The sequence below is a fragment of the Sphingomonas sp. RS2018 genome, from assembly GCF_054489605.1.
This window is the reverse complement of the sequence record NZ_JBTMWL010000003.1, coordinates 190,815-209,980: the sequence shown is the minus strand read 5'-3', so window position 1 is coordinate 209,980 and position 19,166 is coordinate 190,815. Positions and strand designations below refer to the sequence as shown.

16 protein-coding genes are annotated in these 19,166 nt (G+C 67.9%); 8 read left to right on the top strand and 8 right to left on the bottom strand.

What is annotated here, in order from left to right; all coding sequences use genetic code 11:
* The 4 genes from ileS to ACX40P_RS10265 all read right to left on the bottom strand — a co-directional run bounded on the left by ileS (nt 1) and on the right by ACX40P_RS10265 (nt 5,719).
* Nucleotides 1-2,832: an isoleucine--tRNA ligase gene (ileS, locus tag ACX40P_RS10280; RefSeq protein WP_459126248.1), complete on the bottom strand. Its 2,832-nt coding sequence runs from the start codon at nt 2,830-2,832 to the stop codon at nt 1-3.
* 100 nt (nt 2,833-2,932) lie between these two features.
* Entirely contained in the window at nt 2,933-3,862 is a 930-nt protein-coding gene (locus ACX40P_RS10275) for a bifunctional riboflavin kinase/FAD synthetase (RefSeq protein ID WP_459126247.1), read from the bottom strand.
* Nucleotides 3,863-3,871: 9 nt separating this feature from the next.
* Nucleotides 3,872-5,092, bottom strand: coding sequence for a dipeptidase (locus tag ACX40P_RS10270; RefSeq protein WP_459126246.1), 1,221 nt, complete (start codon nt 5,090-5,092; stop codon nt 3,872-3,874).
* Nucleotides 5,093-5,260: 168 nt separating this feature from the next.
* Nucleotides 5,261-5,719, bottom strand: a complete 459-nt coding sequence (locus ACX40P_RS10265) for a dihydrofolate reductase (RefSeq protein ID WP_459126245.1) — start codon at nt 5,717-5,719, stop codon at nt 5,261-5,263.
* 93 nt (nt 5,720-5,812) lie between these two features.
* Here ACX40P_RS10265 and ACX40P_RS10260 point away from each other — a divergent pair, with 93 nt between their 5' ends.
* Nucleotides 5,813-7,267 carry a mannitol dehydrogenase family protein gene (locus ACX40P_RS10260; RefSeq protein ID WP_459126244.1) on the top strand — a complete coding sequence of 485 codons (1,455 nt, stop codon included), beginning with the start codon at nt 5,813-5,815 and terminating at the stop codon, nt 7,265-7,267.
* 18 nt (nt 7,268-7,285) lie between these two features.
* Here ACX40P_RS10260 and thyA read toward each other — a convergent pair whose 3' ends face one another.
* Nucleotides 7,286-8,218 carry a thymidylate synthase gene (gene thyA, locus ACX40P_RS10255; protein ID WP_459126243.1) on the bottom strand — a complete coding sequence of 311 codons (933 nt, stop codon included), beginning with the start codon at nt 8,216-8,218 and terminating at the stop codon, nt 7,286-7,288.
* Between the two features lie 117 nt (nt 8,219-8,335).
* Between thyA and ACX40P_RS10250 the strand changes: the two genes are divergently transcribed.
* Nucleotides 8,336-8,737: a JAB domain-containing protein gene (locus tag ACX40P_RS10250; RefSeq protein ID WP_459126242.1), complete on the top strand. Its 402-nt coding sequence runs from the start codon at nt 8,336-8,338 to the stop codon at nt 8,735-8,737.
* Nucleotides 8,738-8,740: 3 nt separating this feature from the next.
* Here ACX40P_RS10250 and ACX40P_RS10245 read toward each other — a convergent pair whose 3' ends face one another.
* Nucleotides 8,741-9,241, bottom strand: a complete 501-nt coding sequence (locus ACX40P_RS10245) for a hypothetical protein (protein ID WP_459126241.1) — start codon at nt 9,239-9,241, stop codon at nt 8,741-8,743.
* A gap of 212 nt (nt 9,242-9,453) precedes the next feature.
* Between ACX40P_RS10245 and ACX40P_RS10240 the strand changes: the two genes are divergently transcribed.
* Both ACX40P_RS10240 and ACX40P_RS10235 read left to right on the top strand, forming a co-directional pair.
* A complete protein-coding gene (locus tag ACX40P_RS10240; protein WP_459126647.1) occupies nt 9,454-10,410 on the top strand; it encodes a DNA topoisomerase IB in 957 nt (318 codons plus the stop codon).
* 4 nt (nt 10,411-10,414) lie between these two features.
* Nucleotides 10,415-11,653, top strand: coding sequence for a mechanosensitive ion channel family protein (locus tag ACX40P_RS10235; RefSeq protein ID WP_459126240.1), 1,239 nt, complete (start codon nt 10,415-10,417; stop codon nt 11,651-11,653).
* Nucleotides 11,654-11,803: 150 nt separating this feature from the next.
* On the opposite strand, the gene ACX40P_RS10230 is transcribed toward ACX40P_RS10235, so the two are convergent.
* Nucleotides 11,804-14,764, bottom strand: coding sequence for an L-glutamate gamma-semialdehyde dehydrogenase (locus tag ACX40P_RS10230; protein ID WP_459126239.1), 2,961 nt, complete (start codon nt 14,762-14,764; stop codon nt 11,804-11,806).
* Between the two features lie 98 nt (nt 14,765-14,862).
* Between ACX40P_RS10230 and ACX40P_RS10225 the strand changes: the two genes are divergently transcribed.
* The 4 genes from ACX40P_RS10225 to ACX40P_RS10210 all read left to right on the top strand — a co-directional run bounded on the left by ACX40P_RS10225 (nt 14,863) and on the right by ACX40P_RS10210 (nt 17,745).
* Nucleotides 14,863-15,318, top strand: coding sequence for a MaoC family dehydratase (locus tag ACX40P_RS10225; RefSeq protein ID WP_459126238.1), 456 nt, complete (start codon nt 14,863-14,865; stop codon nt 15,316-15,318).
* Between the two features lie 123 nt (nt 15,319-15,441).
* Entirely contained in the window at nt 15,442-16,617 is a 1,176-nt protein-coding gene (locus ACX40P_RS10220) for an acetyl-CoA C-acyltransferase (RefSeq protein ID WP_459126237.1), read from the top strand.
* Nucleotides 16,618-16,718: 101 nt separating this feature from the next.
* Nucleotides 16,719-17,195, top strand: coding sequence for a pyridoxamine 5'-phosphate oxidase family protein (locus ACX40P_RS10215; protein ID WP_459126236.1), 477 nt, complete (start codon nt 16,719-16,721; stop codon nt 17,193-17,195).
* A gap of 76 nt (nt 17,196-17,271) precedes the next feature.
* Complete coding sequence (locus ACX40P_RS10210) at nt 17,272-17,745, top strand: GreA/GreB family elongation factor (RefSeq protein WP_459126235.1); 474 nt, start codon at nt 17,272-17,274, stop codon at nt 17,743-17,745.
* A 3-nt stretch (nt 17,746-17,748) separates the two neighbouring features.
* Here ACX40P_RS10210 and ACX40P_RS10205 read toward each other — a convergent pair whose 3' ends face one another.
* Nucleotides 17,749-19,158: a sugar porter family MFS transporter gene (locus tag ACX40P_RS10205; protein WP_459126234.1), complete on the bottom strand. Its 1,410-nt coding sequence runs from the start codon at nt 19,156-19,158 to the stop codon at nt 17,749-17,751.
* Nucleotides 19,159-19,166: the final 8 nt, after the last annotated feature.

Sequence of the window (19,166 nt, the reverse complement as noted above, 5' to 3'; positions counted from 1 at the left end):
TCAGGCAACGACGGACGCGCAGCGGTCGCACAACGCGCCGTCCTGCGCAACCTCGGGCAAGTGACGCCAGCATCGGCCGCATTTGTGCTGCGCGGTGCGCGCGACGGTCAGCGCCTCGCCCTCCGCCACTTCGGCGACGATGAACACCTCGGCCAGCGCCCCCTCCGACAGCGGCAGTTCGGGGACCGTCACCGCCGCCTCGTTGCTGGACCGGATCGTCTTCTCGCGGCGATACGGCTCGATCGCCTCGGTCACCTGCGACCGCAGCGCGCGCACGTCGGCCCAGTTGGTGGACATCGCCATGTCGCCCGGCAGTGCCGGCAATTCGGGCCATTCGAGCAGGTGAACGGAGCCGTCCTCGCTCGGGAAGCGCGCCTGCCACACCTCCTCGGCGGTGAAGACCAGGATCGGCGCGGCGTAGCGTACCAGTGCGTGGAACAGCACGTCGAGCACCGTCCGATACGCGCGCCGCTTCGGATCGGTCGGTGCGTCGCAGTAGAGCGAATCCTTGCGGATATCGAAGAAGAACGCAGACAGGTCGTCGTTGGCAAAATCGGCCAAAGCGCGGGCGTAGCGGTTGAACTCATAGCTCTCCGCCGCCGTACGCAGCTCGACGTCGAGTTGTCCCAACCGCGTCAGCACATAGCGTTCCAGCTCGGGCATGTCGGTCACGTCGACCCGCTCGTCCTCCGCGAACCCGTCCAGCGCGCCGAGCAGGTAGCGGAAGGTGTTGCGCAACTTGCGATATGTGTCGGACGTGCCGGCCAGCACCTCCTTGCCGATGCGGACGTCCTCGAAATAATCGGTCTGCGCGACCCACAGGCGCAATATGTCGGCTCCGCTCTCGCCGATCACCTTCAGCGGATCGACGACGTTGCCGAGCGACTTCGACATCTTGCGCCCGTTGCCGTCCAGCGCGAAGCCGTGCGTCAGCACCGCGTCATAGGGCGCGCGCCCGCGCGTGCCGCAGCTTTCGAGCAGCGACGACTGGAACCAGCCGCGATGCTGGTCCGACCCCTCCAGATACAGGTTCGCGCGGGTGCCGGCGCCATAGCGCGCCTCGATCACGAAGGCGTGGGTGCTGCCCGAATCGAACCAGACGTCGAGAATGTCCTTCTGCGGCTCATAGTCCGCGAGGTCGTAGTCGGCGCCCAGCAATATCTGGTGGTCAGCCGCGAACCACGCGTCGGCGCCGCCCTGTTCGAACGCCTGGACGATCCGCGCATTGACCGCTGGATCGCGGAGATATTCCCCTGTCGCGCGATTAACGTAGATCGCGATCGGCACACCCCAGGCCCGCTGGCGGCTGATGACCCAGTCGGGCCGCCCCTCGACCATCGAGCGGATGCGGTTCTGCGACCGCGCCGGCACCCACTTCGTCCGCTCGATCGCGTCGAGTGCGAGTTCGCGCAGGGTCGGGCCGTTGCCGATCCCCATGCCGATGGTTGGCGATCCCAGCGGGTCCATCGCCAGCGGCTGCGCGGCCAGCATCGCCTGTTCCCGCGTCGGAGCTGCAACCTGATCCATCGGGATGAACCACTGCGGCGTCGCGCGGAAGATGATCTTCGCCTTCGACCGCCAGCTATGCGGATAGCTGTGCGCGAAGTCGTCCGACGCCGCCAGCAACGCACCCACGTTGCGCAGATCGGTGCAGATCGGCCCGTCGGCACCCACGAACTTCTTGTTGATGACGCTGCCCTGCCCGCCGAGCCACGCCCAGTCCGCCCGGTACATCCCCGCGCCGTCGACCGCGAAGACCGGATCGATGTCATGCGCCTTGCACAGCGCGAAGTCGTCTTCGCCGTGATCCGGCGCCATGTGAACGAGGCCGGTGCCGGCGTCGGTGGTGACGAAGTCTCCGGGCAGGAACGGACGCGGCTTGGCGAAGAAGCCGCCGAGGTGGTGCATCGGGTGGCGGGCGGTGGCGCCTTCGAGCACCGGCCCCTTGGCCAGCATCTCGAATGTTTCCATGCCGATGCCGGTACGTGCCGTGAACGCCGGCAACAGCGGCTCCGCGACGATATAGCGCGTCCCCTGATGCGCGAAGACGAGATAGTCGATCGCCGTGCCGAACGCCAAAGCCTGGTTCACCGGGATCGTCCACGGCGTGGTCGTCCAAATCACCGCATGCGCACCGACCAGTTCGGGCGCATTCGGCGCATCGACGATCTCGAACGCCACGTCGATCTGCGTCGACACGACGTCCTCATACTCGACCTCCGCTTCGGCCAGCGCGGTCTTCTCGACGGGCGACCACATGACGGGCTTGGCGCCGCGGTATAGCTGGCCGCTTTCGGCGAACTTCAGCAGTTCGCCGACGATCGTCGCCTCCGCCTCGAACTTCATCGTCAGATAGGGGTCGTCCCAGTCGCCCTGCACGCCCAGCCGCTCGAACTGCGCGCGCTGCACGGCGACCCAGTTCTCGGCATAGGCGCGGCATTCGGCACGGAATTCGGCCGCGGGCACCTCATCCTTCGACCGCTTCTTGGCGCGATAGGCTTCCTCGATCTTCCACTCGATCGGCAGGCCGTGACAGTCCCAGCCGGGCACATACGGCGCGTCCTTGCCGAGCAGGGTCTGCGAGCGGATGACAAGATCCTTCAGGATCTTGTTCATCGCATGGCCCATGTGGATGTCGCCGTTGGCGTAGGGCGGACCGTCATGCAGGATGAAGCGCTCGCGGCCCGCGCGCTCGGTGCGCAGGCGATCGTAGAGGCCCATCTTCGCCCAGCGCTCGAGGATCGCCGGCTCCTTGGCGGCGAGGCCCGCCTTCATCGGGAAGTCGGTCTTCGGCAGGAAGACGGTGTCGCGGTAGTCGGTGGCTTCGGTCATATCGCGGCGGGCTTAGCGCTTCTCACAAACCCCCGCTACGGGGTATTGAGAATGTCCCGCGCCCGCGCGCAATCCAGCGGACGCTTCGAATAAAGCCCCGTTATGGGGCATTGAGGATCGCCCGCGCCCGCGCGCAATCCAGCGCCATCTGCGCCTTCAACGCGTCCAGCGTATCGAACTTCGCCTCGGGCCGCAGATATTCGATCAGCTCGACCTCGATGTCTTGCCCGTACAGGTCGTCCGAAAAGTCGAAGAAATACGGCTCCAGCAATTCCTTCGGCGGGACGAATGTCGGGCGGATGCCGAGGTTCGCGGCGCCGTGCAGCACGCGCCCGTCCGCCAGTCGCCCGCGCACCGCATAGATGCCGTAGGCGGGACGCAGATATTTACCGAGGTCGATGTTCGCGGTCGGATAGCCGATCGTGCGGCCTACCCGGTCGCCCGGCTGCACCACGCCCGCGATCGCGAATGGCCGCGTCAGCAGCGCGGCGGCGTCGCGCGGGCGTCCGGCCTGCAAGGCGTCGCGGATGCGGCTGGAGGAGACAGGCTCGCAGTCCGCCAGCACCGCGCCGACCGTCTCGACCGAGAAGCCCAGCTCGGCGCCCAGGTCGCGCAGCACCGCGGTCGATCCGCTGCGCCCGCGTCCGAAGGTGAAGTCCTCCCCCGTCACCACGCCGGCTGCGCCGATCAGGCCCAGCAGCCGCTGCTCGACGAAGGCGCGTGCGTCCAGCCCGGCGAGCGCGGCGTCGAAGGCGAAGACCAGCATCGCATCCGCGCCAGCATCCGCGAACAGCCGCTCGCGCTGGTCGAGCGTCGTCAGGCGAAAGGGCGCCACATCCGGCTTGAAGAAGCGCACCGGATGCGGATCGAAGGTCGCGACGATCGCCGGCCGCCCCTCGGCCCGCGCCCGCGCGATCGCCGCCCCGGCCACCGCCTGGTGCCCGAGGTGAAAGCCATCGAAATTGCCGAGCGCCACGATCCCGCCGCGCAACGCATCCGGAACCCGCGCTCCACCATCCAGCCGCACCATGTCCGCCGCCTAGCGGGCGGGCGCCGCTGGGGAAAGGGGCTGGATGCCCGCGCGCACCACGCGCAGGACGTTGCCGCCCATCACCTTCGCCACCTCCCCTTCCGTGAACCCGCGGTTGGCGAGCGCCTGCGACACGACGGCCAGCTGCGACACGTCGAAGCCGGTCGTCACCGCGCCGTCGAAGTCCGACCCCAGCCCGACACGATCGATGCCGACGAGATCGCGGACATGGGCGATGGCGGCGGCGATGGCGCGCGGGTCGGTCGAGCACACCGCGCCCGGCCAGAAGCCGATGCCGACGACCCCACCGGTGCGCGCGACGCCGCGGATTTCCGCATCGGTCAGGTTGCGATTCTCGCGGCACGTCGCCTGCACGCCGCCGTGGCTGGAGACGACCGGGCGGCGTGCGCGTGCAAGGATGTCGGCGACGGCGGCGTGGCTGGCGTGGGCGATGTCGACGATCATGCCCCTGTCCTCCATCCGCGACATCACCCGCGCGCCGAACGGCGTCAGCCCGCCCTTCGCGCGTCCGTGCATCGACCCGGCGACGTCGTTGTCGAAGAAATGCGCGAAGCCCGCCATGCGGAACCCGGCATCGTACAGCCGATCGAGATTGCGGATGTCGCCGCCCAGCCCCTGTAAACCCTCCACCGACAGCATCGCACCCACCGGGCGTCCGTCCGGCCGCTGGTGCAACCACAGCTTCATTCGCTCGCGATCGTCCAGCAGCGTATCGAGGCTGGCAACATCAGTGATGAGCCGCAGATGCCCCTCGGACCGCGCCACCGCCCGCTTCAGCTTCTCCGCATGCCAGAGCGAGCGTTCGAGCAGCGACGTCCACGTCCGCGGCGGCTGCGCCTGGGCGATGGTCAGCAGCGTGATGTTGTCACTGTCGGCGTCGTTGGCGTCGTAGTTCTGGCCCTTCGGCGTCTTCGTCACCGACGAGAATATCTGCAGCGCGACATTGCCGGTCCGCAGGCGCGGCAGATCGACCTGCCCGCGATTCGACCGCTCGAGCAGGTCGCGCGACCACAGCAGCGTGTCGGCATGCATGTCGGCGATGGCGATGTCGTGGTGGACGAACTGCGTTCGGCCCGTGATGGTCGGCAAAGGCGCGGGCACCACCCGGTTCATACTGCGCTCGACGATCGCTGGAGCGAACAGGAAAAAGGCGGCAATTGCCGTAACGAGCACAGCGGCGATGCCGCCGACGATCCGGCGGCGTCTCATGCGTACTGTGACCCGCCCGGTCGGCTACCAAAAGCGACCGAAACGTCCTTCATTCGTCCCCTGTCGTCTCCTTTGTCACTTTTGCCGAAAGGCCATCGACGGAGCATCAAGCACATTGCGGTGTTGTAGGACATCGGTTTCCTGCGGCGGCGCGAAGGGCGCACCGTCCTATGGCTCCAGCGTTACGAAGCCGAAACCGTCGTGATCCTCGCGCGCCGTCTCCCGCCAGCCGACGAACGGCGGCATTACCGTATCGCCCTCGGGTTCGGCGTCGACCTCGGTCAGCTCGATCCGGTGGGCGTGATCGAGGAACAGCGCGAACACCTCCGCGCCGCCGATCACCGCCACCTCCGGCACGTCGCCTGCCAACGCTAGGGCGGCGTCCGGTGACGCCGCCACCTCCGCGCCCGCCGCCTGCCACCGCGGATCGCGCGTCAGCACGATGTGACGGCGGCCGGGCAGCGGGGCGGGGAAGCTCTCGAACGTCTTGCGCCCCATCACTATTGGTTTGCCCATCGTCATCGCCTTGAAGCGCTTAAGGTCGGCGGGCAGCCGCCAAGGCAGCTGGCCGTCGCGGCCGATCACGCCGTTGCGGGCGCGGGCGAGGTAGAGGACGATCGCGGGCATGAGCGCGTTATGCGGCCACGCCGCGCGTCTTGCCAAGGGGAAGCGCCATCCAACGGTTTCTCTTTACAGCATCGCGGTCTAGACCGCTGTGTCATGACCCGCCTCTCCGCCTCCACCCTCGCCACCCTCCCCGCCGACGCGGAGCGCCCCGCCTACGATCGCGCCGCCGTCCGCCCCGGCATTGTCCATCTGGGCATCGGCGCGTTCCACCGGGCGCATCAGGCGGCCTATGCCGACGCGGTGCTGAGCGCAGGCGACCTGCGGTGGGGGATCGTCGGCGCATCGCTGCGATCGGCGGGCGTGCGCGATCAGATGGTGCCGCAGGACGGGCTCTATACGCTCGCGGTGCGCGACGGGGCGGACGAGCGGCTGCGCATCATCGGCGCGGTCAAGGACGTGCTGGTCGCGCCCAAATCGCCCGCGGCACTGGTCGCGGCGATGGCGCACGCAGACTGCCATATCGTCAGCCTGACGGTGACCGAGAAGGGCTACAAGCTCGATCCCGCCAGCGGCACGCTGAATGTCGACGACGCCGATCTTGCCGCAGACATGGCGAACCTGTCCGCGCCGCGCACCGCGCCCGGCTTCATCGTCGCCGCGTTGGCTGAACGGCACGCGCGCGGCCTCGTGCCCTTCACCGCGATCTCCTGCGACAATCTGCCGCACAACGGCCGACGGCTGGCGGCGGCGGTCGTCGCGCTGGCGCGCGCGCATGATCCGGCGCTGGCCGACTGGATCGAGCGGCACGGCGCTTTCCCGCAGACGATGGTCGACCGCATCGTCCCCGCGACCACCGACGCCGACATCGCGGCGCTATCCGCGCGCATCGGCGTCGAGGACCGCGCGCTCGTGAAGACCGAGCCGTTCAGCCAGTGGGTGGTCGAGAACCGCTTCGCCGGCGAGCGCCCCGATCTCGCCGCGGTGGGCGTGCAGCTGACGGCGGACGTCGCGCCCTGGGAGGATGCGAAGCTGCGCCTGCTGAACGGTGCGCACAGCGCGATCGCCTATCTGGGCGGGCTGGCCGGTGTCGATTTCGTGCATGAGATGGTGGCGCAGGCCCCGGTGCGCGCGTTCGTCGAACGGCTGTGGGACGAGGCGGCGGCGACGCTCGACCCGCCGCCGGGCCTCGACGTGCTAGCCTATCGCACCGCGCTCATGGCGCGCTTCGCCAACGCCTCGCTCCAGCATCGCACGCGCCAGATCGCGATGGACGGATCGCAGAAGCTGCCGCAGCGCCTGCTCGCGCCTATCGCCGAGCGGCGTGCGAAGGGGCTTTCGGTCGACGCGCTGGCGCTGGGCGTCGCGGCGTGGATGAAGTGGCAGGGCGGCCGCGACGACAGCGGCGCGCGCTACACCGTCGACGATCCGCTGGCCGCCGTCACCGCCGAGCGGCTGCGCGGTCTGTCCGATCCGGCCGAGCGGGTTGCGGCGCTGCTGTCGATCGCGGCGATCGTGCCGCCGGCATTGGCGGCGGATGAGGGGTTCCGTGCGATGTTGGTGAGGCATCTCACGAAGATTGACCAGCACGGCGCGCTGGCGGCGGTCTAAGCCCTCTCCCCCGCTTGATTACACCGCCACCGGCGCCGAGATATGCGCCTGCGGAGCGTAATCCCGCACCGCGAAGTCCTCGATGGCGTAATCGAAGATCGACTTCGGACGCCGCAACACCTCCAGCACCGGTCGTCCGGACGGCGTCCGCGCCCGCTGTTCCTCGACCAGATGCGCGTGGTTCAGATAAACATGCGCGTCGCCGCAGCTCCACACCAGCTCGCCCGGCACCAAGTCGCACTGCTGCGCCAACATCGCGATCAGCAGCGAGGCGGAGAAGACGTTAAAGGCGAAGCCCAGGCCAAGGTCGCACGACCGCTGCCACAGCATGCCCGACAGCCGCCCGCCGGCGACGTGGAACTGGTAGGTCATGTGGCACGGCGGCAGCGCCATCTGGTCGAGCTCCGCCACGTTCCAGCCGGTGAAGATATGCCGCCGCGACGCCGGATTGGTGCGCAGCGACGTCACCAGTGCGGCGATCTGGTCGATGCCTTCCGCACGGCGGCGGTACAGCCCGTCGCCCACCGCATCGTACACCGGCCAGTCGACCCATTGCTTGCCATAGACGGGCCCAAGCTCACCCCAGCGCGCGGCGAAATCGTCGTCGGCTACGATCCGCGCCTCGAACGCGTCGCGGTCGATCGTCTCGCCGGTCGCGCGGACATAGGCGGCGAGCGGCCAGTCGGTCCAGATATGCACGCCCTGTTCGACCAGCGGGCGGATGCTGGTGCTGCCCGACAGGAACCACAGCATCTCGCGCGTCGCCGTCTTCCACGCGACCCGCTTCGTCGTCAGCAGCGGCACCTGCCCGTCCGAAAGGTCGAATCGCATCGTCGGCCCGAACAGCGACCGCGTACCGACGCCGGTGCGGTCGTGCCGCTCGTCCCCCTCGGTCCAGACGCGGGCAAGCAGGTCGAGATACTGGTACTCGTAATGGCGGTCGGCAGTCATGGCCAACGGTCTTAACCGCTGGCGGAGGCGACACAAGCTCCACAACGGAGGGTTCGACTGCCATTCCGGAGTGAGTTCGGGTGGCGGGTTATCGTACAGCGCGGCCACTCTCGCGCGATGCTGTCGCCACCTCCAGCGCAGGTCGTTCACCGCACGATCGACGGGACTGCGGCGGCCCGCGCACTCTTCGCGCATCTGTCGTGCGAGCGGATCGAAGTGGCGGGCATCGCCTATCTCGACGGTCATCACGGTTTGCTGTGCCTGCGCCACGTTCCCGGCGGGGCGGACCATGTCGCGCTGTCGGTGCGCCGCGTGGTGCGCGATGCGCTGTCGCTCGACGCGCGCGGCGTCATCCTGGCGCACAATCACCCGAGCGGCGACATCACGCCGAGTCCGGCCGATCTCGCGCACACACGGCTGCTGGCGCAGGCGCTGGAGGCGGTCGGGGTGCGCATGCTCGACGCGCTGATCCTGTCGGGCAAGGGCACGGGCAGCTTTCGCGCGATGGGCCTGCTGTAGCGCTCAGGCCGCGCCGCGCATCGCCTTGCTGCGAAGCTCGTCGAGCGTCCGTGCCAGCCCGATCGCAGGCGGCGGCACGGCGGCTTCGCGGCGACCGATGCTGCGCTCCAGCCGTTCGAGCAGGGCGTGAATGGTCGCATCGGTACGCGGCGTGGCGATCGGCGGCGGCGCATCGTCCTGAACCGCCGGCGGGCTCTTCATCGCCAGCTTCGCCAGCGGTTCGGCGAGCGGCACCGGCACCGCCGGCGTCGCGGGAATGGCGAAGGGATCGAACGCGGCGAGCGGCATGTCGAGATCGCGCGGCAGCTCGCGCTCGACCGGCACCGGCGACCGCAGCGCGTCGAACGATGCCACGCCCAGCTCGCGCGCGGCATGCAGCGGCGGGCGCGGCGGCGCGTCAAAATGCCCCTCGTCCCGCCTCAGCAGGCTGGCGCCGCCACGCCGCCGGCGGACGACCGCAGCGGCGAGTCGCCGGACATGCTGGAGAGTCGAACCTGCGAACATTCTCACGGGCTTAGCGCGATCCGGTGATATTTTGGTTAACAAGGTCCTCAGCATGTCGCGAGCGCGCGCTCCCGCTCGACGTCCGGAACGGATCGACCGGCCGCGCATTGATCGATCCGCCCCCGGAACGAGGAGCCGCCGGGAATCAGGAGCCGTATGTGACCCGGATCGTCTATTGCGATGACAGCCAGCCTGGGATCACCCGGAAGAAGATGCGGCATGGCTGGGGCTATTTCGACGAGCACGGCGAACGTATCACCGATCGCGAAGAGATTGACCGGCTGAACGCTATCGGCCTGCCACCCGCGTACCGCGACGCCTGGTTCTGCGCGAAGCCGAACGGCCACATCCAGGCGATCGGATGGGACGACAAGGGGCGCAAGCAGTACCGCTATCACCTCGATTTCCGTGCGAAGCAGGAGCTGAGCAAATACGAGGGATGCGCGACCTTCGGCCGCAAGCTGCCCAAGCTGCGGGCGCAGGTCGAGGCGGACCTGGGCTTACGCAAGCTTAGCCGCGAACGCGCCGTCGCCGCGGTCGTCCGGCTGCTCGATCTGGGCCATGTCCGCGTGGGGAATGAGGGCTATGCGCGCGCCAACAAGAGCTTCGGCGCGACGACACTGCGGTGTCGCCACGCCAAGGTCGAGGGATCGAAGCTGAAGCTGAAATTCCGCGCCAAATCTGGCAAGGAGCGCGTTCTGACCGTCACCGACCGCTCGCTCAGCCGCTTCGTGCGCACCTGCCACGACCTGCCTGGCCAGCACCTGTTCCAGTGGCTGGATGAAGAGGGCGAGCCGCACCCGGTTTCGTCGAGCGACGTGAACGAGTATATCCGCGCCGCCATGGCCGACGAATTCACCGCGAAACACTTTCGCACCTGGGGCGCCAGCGTGCTCGCGTTCGAGACGCTGGTCGGCGCGGACAAGGACATCGGCCTCAAGACGATGCTGGAGCCTGTCACCGAGGCGCTGGGCAACACGCCCGCGATCGCGCGCAAATCCTATGTCCACCCGATGCTGGTCGATATCGTCAAGTCGGGCGACCAGTCCGCCCTGCGCGCCCGGCCGCTGCCGCGCGCCGCCCGTCACCTCAGCCGCACCGAGCGCGGCCTGATCGCGCTGCTCGACAGCGATACGAAGGAGAAGCGCGAGCTGAAGCTCGCGGCGTAATGTCATGACGAATACGACAAAGGCCGCCACGAAGCCGGTCATCAACGGCGATGTCGCCGAAGCCCACGTCCGCAGCCTGTGGACCGATGGCACCGTCTGGTTGCAGGACAACTGGCTGCAGATCCTGATCGCCATCGGCATCGCAGCCGGCATCGCCTTCGCGCTGATGTTCGCGCGTCGGATGGGACGCAAGCTGTGCGACCGGCCAACTTGGGTCGGCGGCTGGGGTCGCGTTTTCGGCCGAACGATCGCACGCACCAGCAATTTCTTCATCGTCATGACCGCGGCGAAGCTGGTGGAAGGCTATGCGGAAACCCCGCCGGCGCTGACCACCACCATCACCTTCCTCTTCACCATCGCCGCGGTGTTCCAGGCGGCGGTGTGGGCGCGCGAGTTGATCCTCGGCGGGATCGAGCACCGCATGACCGGTCAGGATCACGCGACGCTGGGCAGCGCGTTCGGGCTGATCCGCGTGCTCGTCACCTTCGCGCTGTTCTCGATCGCGCTGATCGTCGTGCTCGACAATCTGGGCGTCAACGTCACCGGCCTCGTCGCCGGTCTGGGCGTCGGCGGCATCGCGATCGGTCTGGCGGCGCAGGGCATCTTCGCCGACCTCTTCGCCGCGCTCGCGATCATCTTCGACCGGCCGTTCCGGGTCGGCGATGCGATCACCTATTCCAACTCGTCGGGCACGGTCGAATCGATCGGTCTGAAGTCGACCCGCGTGCGCAGCGCCACCGGCGAGCTGAAGGTGATCGCCAACAAGAAGCTGCTCGACAACGAGATCCTGAACAACACCCGCCGCGAATACCGTCGCATCCAGTTCACGCTCGGCCTGGTCCAATGGACCGCGGTCGATGTGATGGAGGCGCTGCCCGGCATCATGAAGGAAGTGGTCGAAAAGCACGGGATGAAATTCGTGCGCTCGGGCTTCACCACCTTCGGCGCCTCCTCCTACGACTTCGACGTGGAGTTCGATTCGCCCGGCCCGGCGTTCCAGGACGCGTTCGACGCGCGCCACGTCGTCGGTCTCGCCATCATCCGCAGGCTCGGCGAGGAGGGTGTCGACCTCGCCTATCCGACACAGACCGACTTCACCGCGTCACCCGACGGGGGGCTGATCTACCCCTATCCGCGTAAGGCGAGCAGCGAGCGGAGCGGTGCGGGCACCATTTCGGAGCCCATCCGCGCGGAGAATACGCGCGGGAGTGGGGATGAGAGTTCGGCGGTCGATCAGGACTGACGTAGCAGCGAGGGACCGCCGCACCACCAACTCCGTTCGCGCTGAGCTTGTAGAAGGGCTGCCCTTTGTTCGTGCCTAATTCGATCCGGCACGAAGAAAAGAGCAGTGCTTCGACAAGCTCAGCACGAACGGGGGGAGGTGATTTCCGCCCTAAATCCCGCCCTCATCCAGCGACAGCAACGTCGCATTCCCGCCCGCGCTCGTCGTATCCACCGACACCGCACGTTCCGCGCAGAAGCGCGGCAGGTAATGCGGCCCGCCCGCCTTCGGCCCCGTGCCCGACAGCCCCTCGCCGCCGAACGGCTGGCTGCCGACGACCGCGCCGATCATCGACCGATTGACATAGAGGTTGCCGACGCGCGCCGCGCCCTCGACCAGTTCGGCCGAGCGGGCGATACGGCTGTGCAGGCCCATCGTCAGGCCGTAGCCCTTGGCGTTCACCCGCGCGACCGTCTCGGCCAACGTGCCTGCCGCCCAGGTCGCGACGTGGAGGACGGGGCCGAAATATTCGGTCTGCAACGCGTCGAGATCGTCGAGGCGGATCAGCGTCGGCGGCACGAAATGTCCCTCCGCCGGCGTATCGATCGTCTTCACCCAGCGCGCGCGTGCCTGCTCGCGGTAGGTCATAAGCCGCTCGTACGCCGCGCCGTCGATCACCGGGCCGACATCGGTGCGCGGATCGCGTGTGTCACCCACGGTCAGCAGGTCCATCGCGCCCGACAGCATCTCGATCACGCCGTCGGCGATCTCTTCTTGCAACAGCAACAGGCGCAGCGCCGAACAGCGCTGACCCGCCGAGCGGAAGGCCGAGGTCAGCACGTCGGCGACCACCTGTTCGGGCAAAGCGGTCGAATCGACGATCATCGCGTTGATCCCGCCCGTCTCCGCGATCAACGGGACGATCGGCCTTGCATCATCGTCCAGCAGGCTGCGCGCGATCCGCTTGGCGGTCGCAGTCGAACCCGTGAAGGCGACACCCGCTACTCGCGGATCGGCGACCAGCGCCGCGCCGACCTCCGGCCCGCCCGGCGTCAGGATCAGCGCGTCGACCGGCACACCCGCCGCGTGCGCCAGTTCGACCGCGCGGGCGGCGATGCGCGGCGTCTGCGGCGCGGGCTTGGCGACCACGGTGTTGCCGGTGACCAGCGCCGCCGCGCATTGCCCGAGGAAGATCGCCAGCGGGAAGTTCCACGGCGCCACCGTCGCCCAGACGCCGCGCCCCTCCAGCCGCATCTCGTTGCGCTCGCCGGTCGGCCCCGGCAGCGTGATCGTCGCCAGATCGTCGCGCGCGCGCATCGCATAATAGCGACAGAAATCGGCGGCCTCGCGCACCTCGCCCACCGCGTCGGCGATCGATTTGTACGCCTCCTTCACCGCCAGCCCCATCAATTCGGTGCGATGTTCCTCCAGCAGGTCGGCGAGCCGCTCCAGCACCCGCGCACGCTCTTCGATCGGCGTCGCCGACCAGTCGGGAAAGGCACGCGTGGCGCGCGTCACCGCGTCGGCCGGATCGACCGCCACCGGTGCGGGCGGCAACGAGACCGCGTCCACGCCGTGCACAGTATCGGCGAGGATATCGGCCTCCTGAAGGTCGACGCCCGCGCTGTTGCGCCAGCCGCCGAACAGGTCGACCGGCAGCGCGATCGACGGATGGCGCGTGCCGCCCACCGCGGCGATCTTTGCGACCGGATCGGCGAGCAGTTCCTCGTCCGACAGTTCCTCGTCGGCCAGCTGGTGGACGAAGCTCGAATTCGCGCCGTTTTCGAGCAACCGGCGGACCAGATAGGCCAGCAGGTCGCGGTGCCCACCGACGGGCGCATAGATGCGGGTGTGATAGCCCTGTTCGCGCACCAGCCGCTCGTACAGCCCCTCGCCCATGCCGTGCAGGCGCTGGAACTCGAAGTCACGCGAATCGCCGGCCCATTCTAGGATGGTCGCGACGGTCAGCGCATTGTGGCTGGCGAAGGCCGGGCGGATGTTCCTCGCGTCCAGCATGTCGCGCGCGCACGCCAGATAGCTGACGTCGGTCGCAGCCTTGCGCGTGAACAGCGGATAGTCGGACAGCCCCTCGATCTGCGTGCGCTTGATCTCGCTGTCCCAATAGGCGCCCTTGACCAGCCGCACGTTCATCAGCCGCCCGCGGTCGTCGGCCCAGGCGATCACCGGCCGCGCGCGCTTGCCATAGGCCTGCACCGCCATGCCGAAACCGTCCCAGCCGTTCAGCGAAGGATCGGCGGCGACGCGTCCGATGATGTCGAGGCTCATCTCCAGCCGCTCGCTCTCCTCGGCATCGACCGTGAAGGCGATGCCGGCGGCGGCGGCGGCGCGCGCCAGTTCGAGCGTCATCGCGGTGAGTTCCGGCACGCAGGTATCGGCCTGCGCGACCTCGTAGCGCGGGTGGAGCGCGCTCAGCTTCACCGAAATCGAATGGCCCGCCTTCGCATCCCGGCCGATCGCTCGGATCGCGTCGGCATAGGCGTCGAAATAGCGCTGCGCGTCCGCCTTCGTCCGTGCCGCCTCGCCCAGCATGTCGAAGCTGGCGGTGAAGCCGCGGTTCTCGGGCTTGCGCATCCGCTTCGCCGCCTCGTCGATGGTGCGGCCCATCACGAAGATCTCGCCCATCATCTTCATGGCGGCACCCACCGCCTGGCGAACGAACGGCTCGCCCGCGCGGGACATCAGCCGCTTCAGCGCACCGCCGCCCTCACCTACCAGCGCGCGACCGACGACCAGACCCCAGGTCGCCGAATTGACCAGCATCGAACTCGACTGGCCGGCATGCGCGCGCCAGTCGGCGTCGCCGATCTTGTCCGAGATCAGCAGATCCGCCGTCTCCGGATCCGGCACGCGCAGGAACGCCTCGGCTAGGCTGAGCAACGCGACGCCTTCGGACGAGTTCAGCCGGTACTGCTGCAGAAACTGATTCACCCACCCCTTCGTCTGCGCGGCCCGCAGGTCGGCGATCAGGCCGGCGGCGTGGCCGACCACCCGCCCGCGCGATTCGGGCGACAGCTTCGCGCGCTCCAGCAGCGGCTTTAGAACATCGGGTTCGGCGGCACGGTGCAGCGTCTTCATCGTGGCGCGGGCGGTTTCCGTAGGGTCGTTGGCCATTTTCGTAATCTCGGTCGGGCGCGGGCTTGCAGGCGGGCCGTCAAGCCGGTTAGGGGATAGGCGCGCTGTAGCGCCAAAGGCTTGTCGAGGGGAATGCCGTGACATCCGTTACGATCCAGGACCGCAGCCGGCAGGTCGGGTCGGAGAGTGTTTCCGACTGGGTCGAGGTGAGCCAGGCGATGATCGATCGCTTCGCCGATGCGACCGGGGATCATCAGTTCATCCACATCGACCCCGTCCGCGCCGCCGCGACTCCGTTCGGCGGCACGATCGCGCACGGGTTCCTAACGCTGTCGCTGATGACGCTGCTCGCCTCGACGGCGGATCAGCCGGACGTTGCCGATGTGCGCATGACCGTAAACTACGGCGCCAACCGCGTGCGCTTCCTGAGCCCGGTCCGCTCCGGCAAGCGCGTGCGCGGCCGATTCAAGCTGCTCGAACTGGTCGAGAAGAAGCCCGGTCAGTGGCAGCAGACCAATGAAGTCACCATCGAGATCGAAGGTGAGGACAAGCCTGCGGTCATCGCCGAATGGATCAGCCAGATTTTCGTCTAGAAACATCCCCTCCCTGGCAAGGGAGGGGTCGGGGGTGGGTCGGCCCGCGGGATGCGATCGACCAGCCCCACCAACACCCCAGCCCCTCCCTTGCCAGGGAGGGGAGCAGAAGGAAGAAACCGCATGCGTTCTGCCGTCATCGTCTCCACCGCCCGCACCCCGATCGGCCGCGCCTATCGCGGCGCGTTCAACAACCTGCCCTCCCCCACGCTGGCCAGCCACGCCATCAAGGCGGCGGTCGAACGGGCGAAGATCGACGGCGCGGAGGTGGAGGACGTGATCCTCGGCTCGGCGCTGCAGCAGGGGCATCAGGCCGGCAACATCGCCCGCACCTCGCTACTGCGCGCCGGCCTGCCGCAGACGGTGTCGGGCATGTCGCTCGACCGCCAGTGCGCGTCCGGTCTGATGGCGATCGCCACCGCCGCCAAGCAGATCGTGATCGACAATATGGACGTCGCGATCGGTGGTGGGGTCGAGAGCATCTCGCTCGTACAGACGCCGCAGATGCGCTTCGCCCCCGATCCAGAGCTGCTGGCGATGGTGCCTGATGTGTACATGCCGATGCTCCAGACCGCCGAAGTGGTCGCGCAACGCTACGGCATCGGCCGCGACCGCACCGACGCCTATGCGCTCCAGTCGCAGCAGCGCACCGCCGCCGCACAGGCCGCCGGCAAGTTCGATGACGAGATCGTCCCCGTCACCGCGACGATGAATGTCTTGAACAAGGAAACGAAGGAAGTCTCGACGAAGGAGGTGACCCTGTCGAAGGACGAGGGCAACCGCGCCGACACCACGCTGGAGGGGTTGCAGTCGCTCCAGCCCGTGCTGCCGGGCGGGACGATCACGGCGGGCAACGCGTCGCAGCTGTCGGACGGCGCGTCGGCCAGCGTGCTGATGGAAGAGGCCGTCGCCGCCAGGAAGGGGCTGACCCCGCTCGGCCGCTACGTCGGCATGGCGGTGGCTGGCACCAAGCCCGACGAGATGGGCATCGGCCCCGTCTATGCGATCCCCAAGCTGCTCGAACGCTTCAACCTGAAGATGGACGACATCGGCCTGTGGGAACTGAACGAGGCGTTCGCGGTGCAGGTGCTGTACTGCGCGGACAAGCTCGGCATTCCCGAGGAACTGCTGAACGTCAACGGCGGCTCGATCTCGGTCGGCCACCCCTATGGCATGACCGGCGCTCGCTGCACCGGCCACGCGCTGATCGAGGGCAAACGCCGCGGTGCGAAGTATGTCGTCGTGACGATGTGCGTCGGCGGCGGCATGGGCGCGGCAGGGTTGTTCGAGGTGCTGTAATTTGTTCGGCGCCGGGCTCCGCGCGTTCGTGGAGCCCGGCCGCAACCTTCCCCCCGCCCCCTCGTTTCGTTTCCGACACCTTTGCCGATGGAGCGGATACGATGGCCGAGCGCGACGACGAGACGATCAAGCAGGACATGTGGAAGAAGATGGCCGACAGCCCGTTCGTGATGATCGGACTGGAAGGCGGCGGGCAGCACAGCATTCCGATGACGGCGCAGCTCGATCCCGACGCGAACGGCGAATTCTGGTTCTACACCACCAAGGACAATCGCGTCGCACCCGGCGGCCATGCGATGGCGCAGTTCGTGTCCAAGGGGCATGATCTCTACGCCTGCCTCGCCGGTACGCTGGTCGACGAGACGCGTGAGGACATCAAGGACAAATACTGGTCGAAGCAGGTCGAGGCCTGGTATCCGCAGGGGCGGCAGGATCCCAATCTGCTGATGCTTCGCTTCGAGCTGGATAGTGCCGAAATCTGGGAGAGCGACATGACGATCGGCGGCCGGTTCAAGATGCTGACGGGCCAGACGATCAAGCCGAGCGAATCGGGAAGCCACGCCGAAGTCGCGCTCTGACACGACGCGAATAGACACCGAAGGCGGGCGGCGGATCGACAAGACCCGCCGCCCGCCTGCATTTTGGAGACATGACGTGAGTGTGGCCTTTCGCCGCGAGAGCGATGACGAGCATCTGGAGCCGAAATTCGAGATTCCGATCGCGCCGGGCCCGAATGTCGTCACGCCGCGCGGGCTGCGCCTGATCGAACGCAAGCTGGCGGACCTCGACGCCGCCATCGCAGGTGAAAGCGATGCGACCGCGCTCGTCGCGTTGAAGCGGGATCACCGCTACTGGGGTACGCGTCGTTCGACCGCGCGGGTCGCGCCGCCGCCGCCGGCCGACGAAGTCGCGATCGGATCGCGCGTCACCTTTCTCCTCGATGGGCGCGAGCGGGTCATCACGATCGTCGGCGGAGACGAGGCAGATGCGGCAAGCGACCGCATCGCCTTCTCCGCTCCATTGGCTCGCGCACTGATCGGTGCGGGCCCGGGCGAGACGGTCGACTTCGCCGACCGTCCCGACGCGATCGAAATCGTCGCGACCGAAACCGCGCCGGACGACGACTGAGCGCTAACCCGGCATCGCCTCCAGCTCGCGGCCCCGCGTCTCGGTGACCATGGCGCGCACGAAGAAGAACGACAGCAGCGCCGACGCGGCATAGAAGCCGTAGGTGATCGGCAGGCCCACGCCGGCGGCGAGCGCCGGGAACGACACGCTGATCGCAAAGTTCGCGATCCACTGCGCGAAGCCGGCGACAGCCAGTGCGGAACCGCGGATCTGGTTCGGGAACATCTCGCCCAGCATCACCCACATCACCGGGCCCCAGCTGAGGTTGAAGAACACGACATAGGCGTTGGCCGCCACCAGCGCGATCGTGCCGACGTTGTCGGTCATGCGCAGCGCGCCGCCCTCCAGCGTGGCGGAGGAGAAGCACGCGGCCATGACCGCCAGCGTTACCGCCATGCCAGCCGATCCGACCAGCAGTAGCGGCTTGCGACCGACGCGGTCGATCAGCAACAGGCAGGCGAGGCAGGCGAGGATCGAGAGCGACCCCGACAGGATGTTGATGAGCAGCGCGTCGTTCTCGCTGAACCCAACCGACTGCCACAGAACCGCGCCGTAGTAGAAGACGATATTGATGCCGACGAGCTGCTGAAAGACCGCCAGCCCGTTGCCCGCCCAAACCAGCGGGCGGACGCGGCCGGTGCCGCGATCGATCAGGTCTGACAGGCGCGGCCGGTGATGATCGGCGGCGAGCGAGGCGCGGATCTCGGCAACCTTGCGCGCGGCCTCGGCGGGTCCGAACAGCCGGGTCATCACCGCTTGCGCCTGCGCATCGCGACCCTTGGCGACCAGATAGCGCGGGCTTTCAGGGATGAAGGTCAGAGCGATGAAGTAGATCGCGGCGGGGATCGCCTGCATCCAGAACATCCAGCGCCATGCCGGATAGCCGAGCCACAGCGGCGCGGTCGATCCGCCGGCCGAATGCGCCAGCACGTAGTTGGCGACGAACGCGCCGGTCAGGCCGGCGATAATCATGATCTGCTGGATGCTCGACAGGCGGCCGCGGATGCCGGCCGGCGTCACCTCCGAGATATAGACCGGCGACAGCACGCTCGCCGCGCCGACGCCCAGGCCACCGACCACACGGGCGAGGATGAAGACAATCGAGGTGGACGCCGCGCCGGCCGCGAACGCGGAGAACAGGAAAAGGACCGCGGCGATCATCATCACGCTGCGTCGGCCGATGCGGTCGGCCAGCCGTCCGGCGACGAAGGCGCCGATCGCGCAGCCGATCAGGATCGCACCGACGTTCAGCCCGGTGCCGAGCTTCGACAGGTCGAACGCGCGCTCCAGCCCGTCCTGCGTCCCGTTGATGACGCCGGAATCATAGCCGAACATGAACCCGCCGATCGTCGCCACCGCCACGATCGCCCCGATAAAGGCGAGATTCACCCGCTCGCCGGCCGTTGTCGTCATTCGTCACC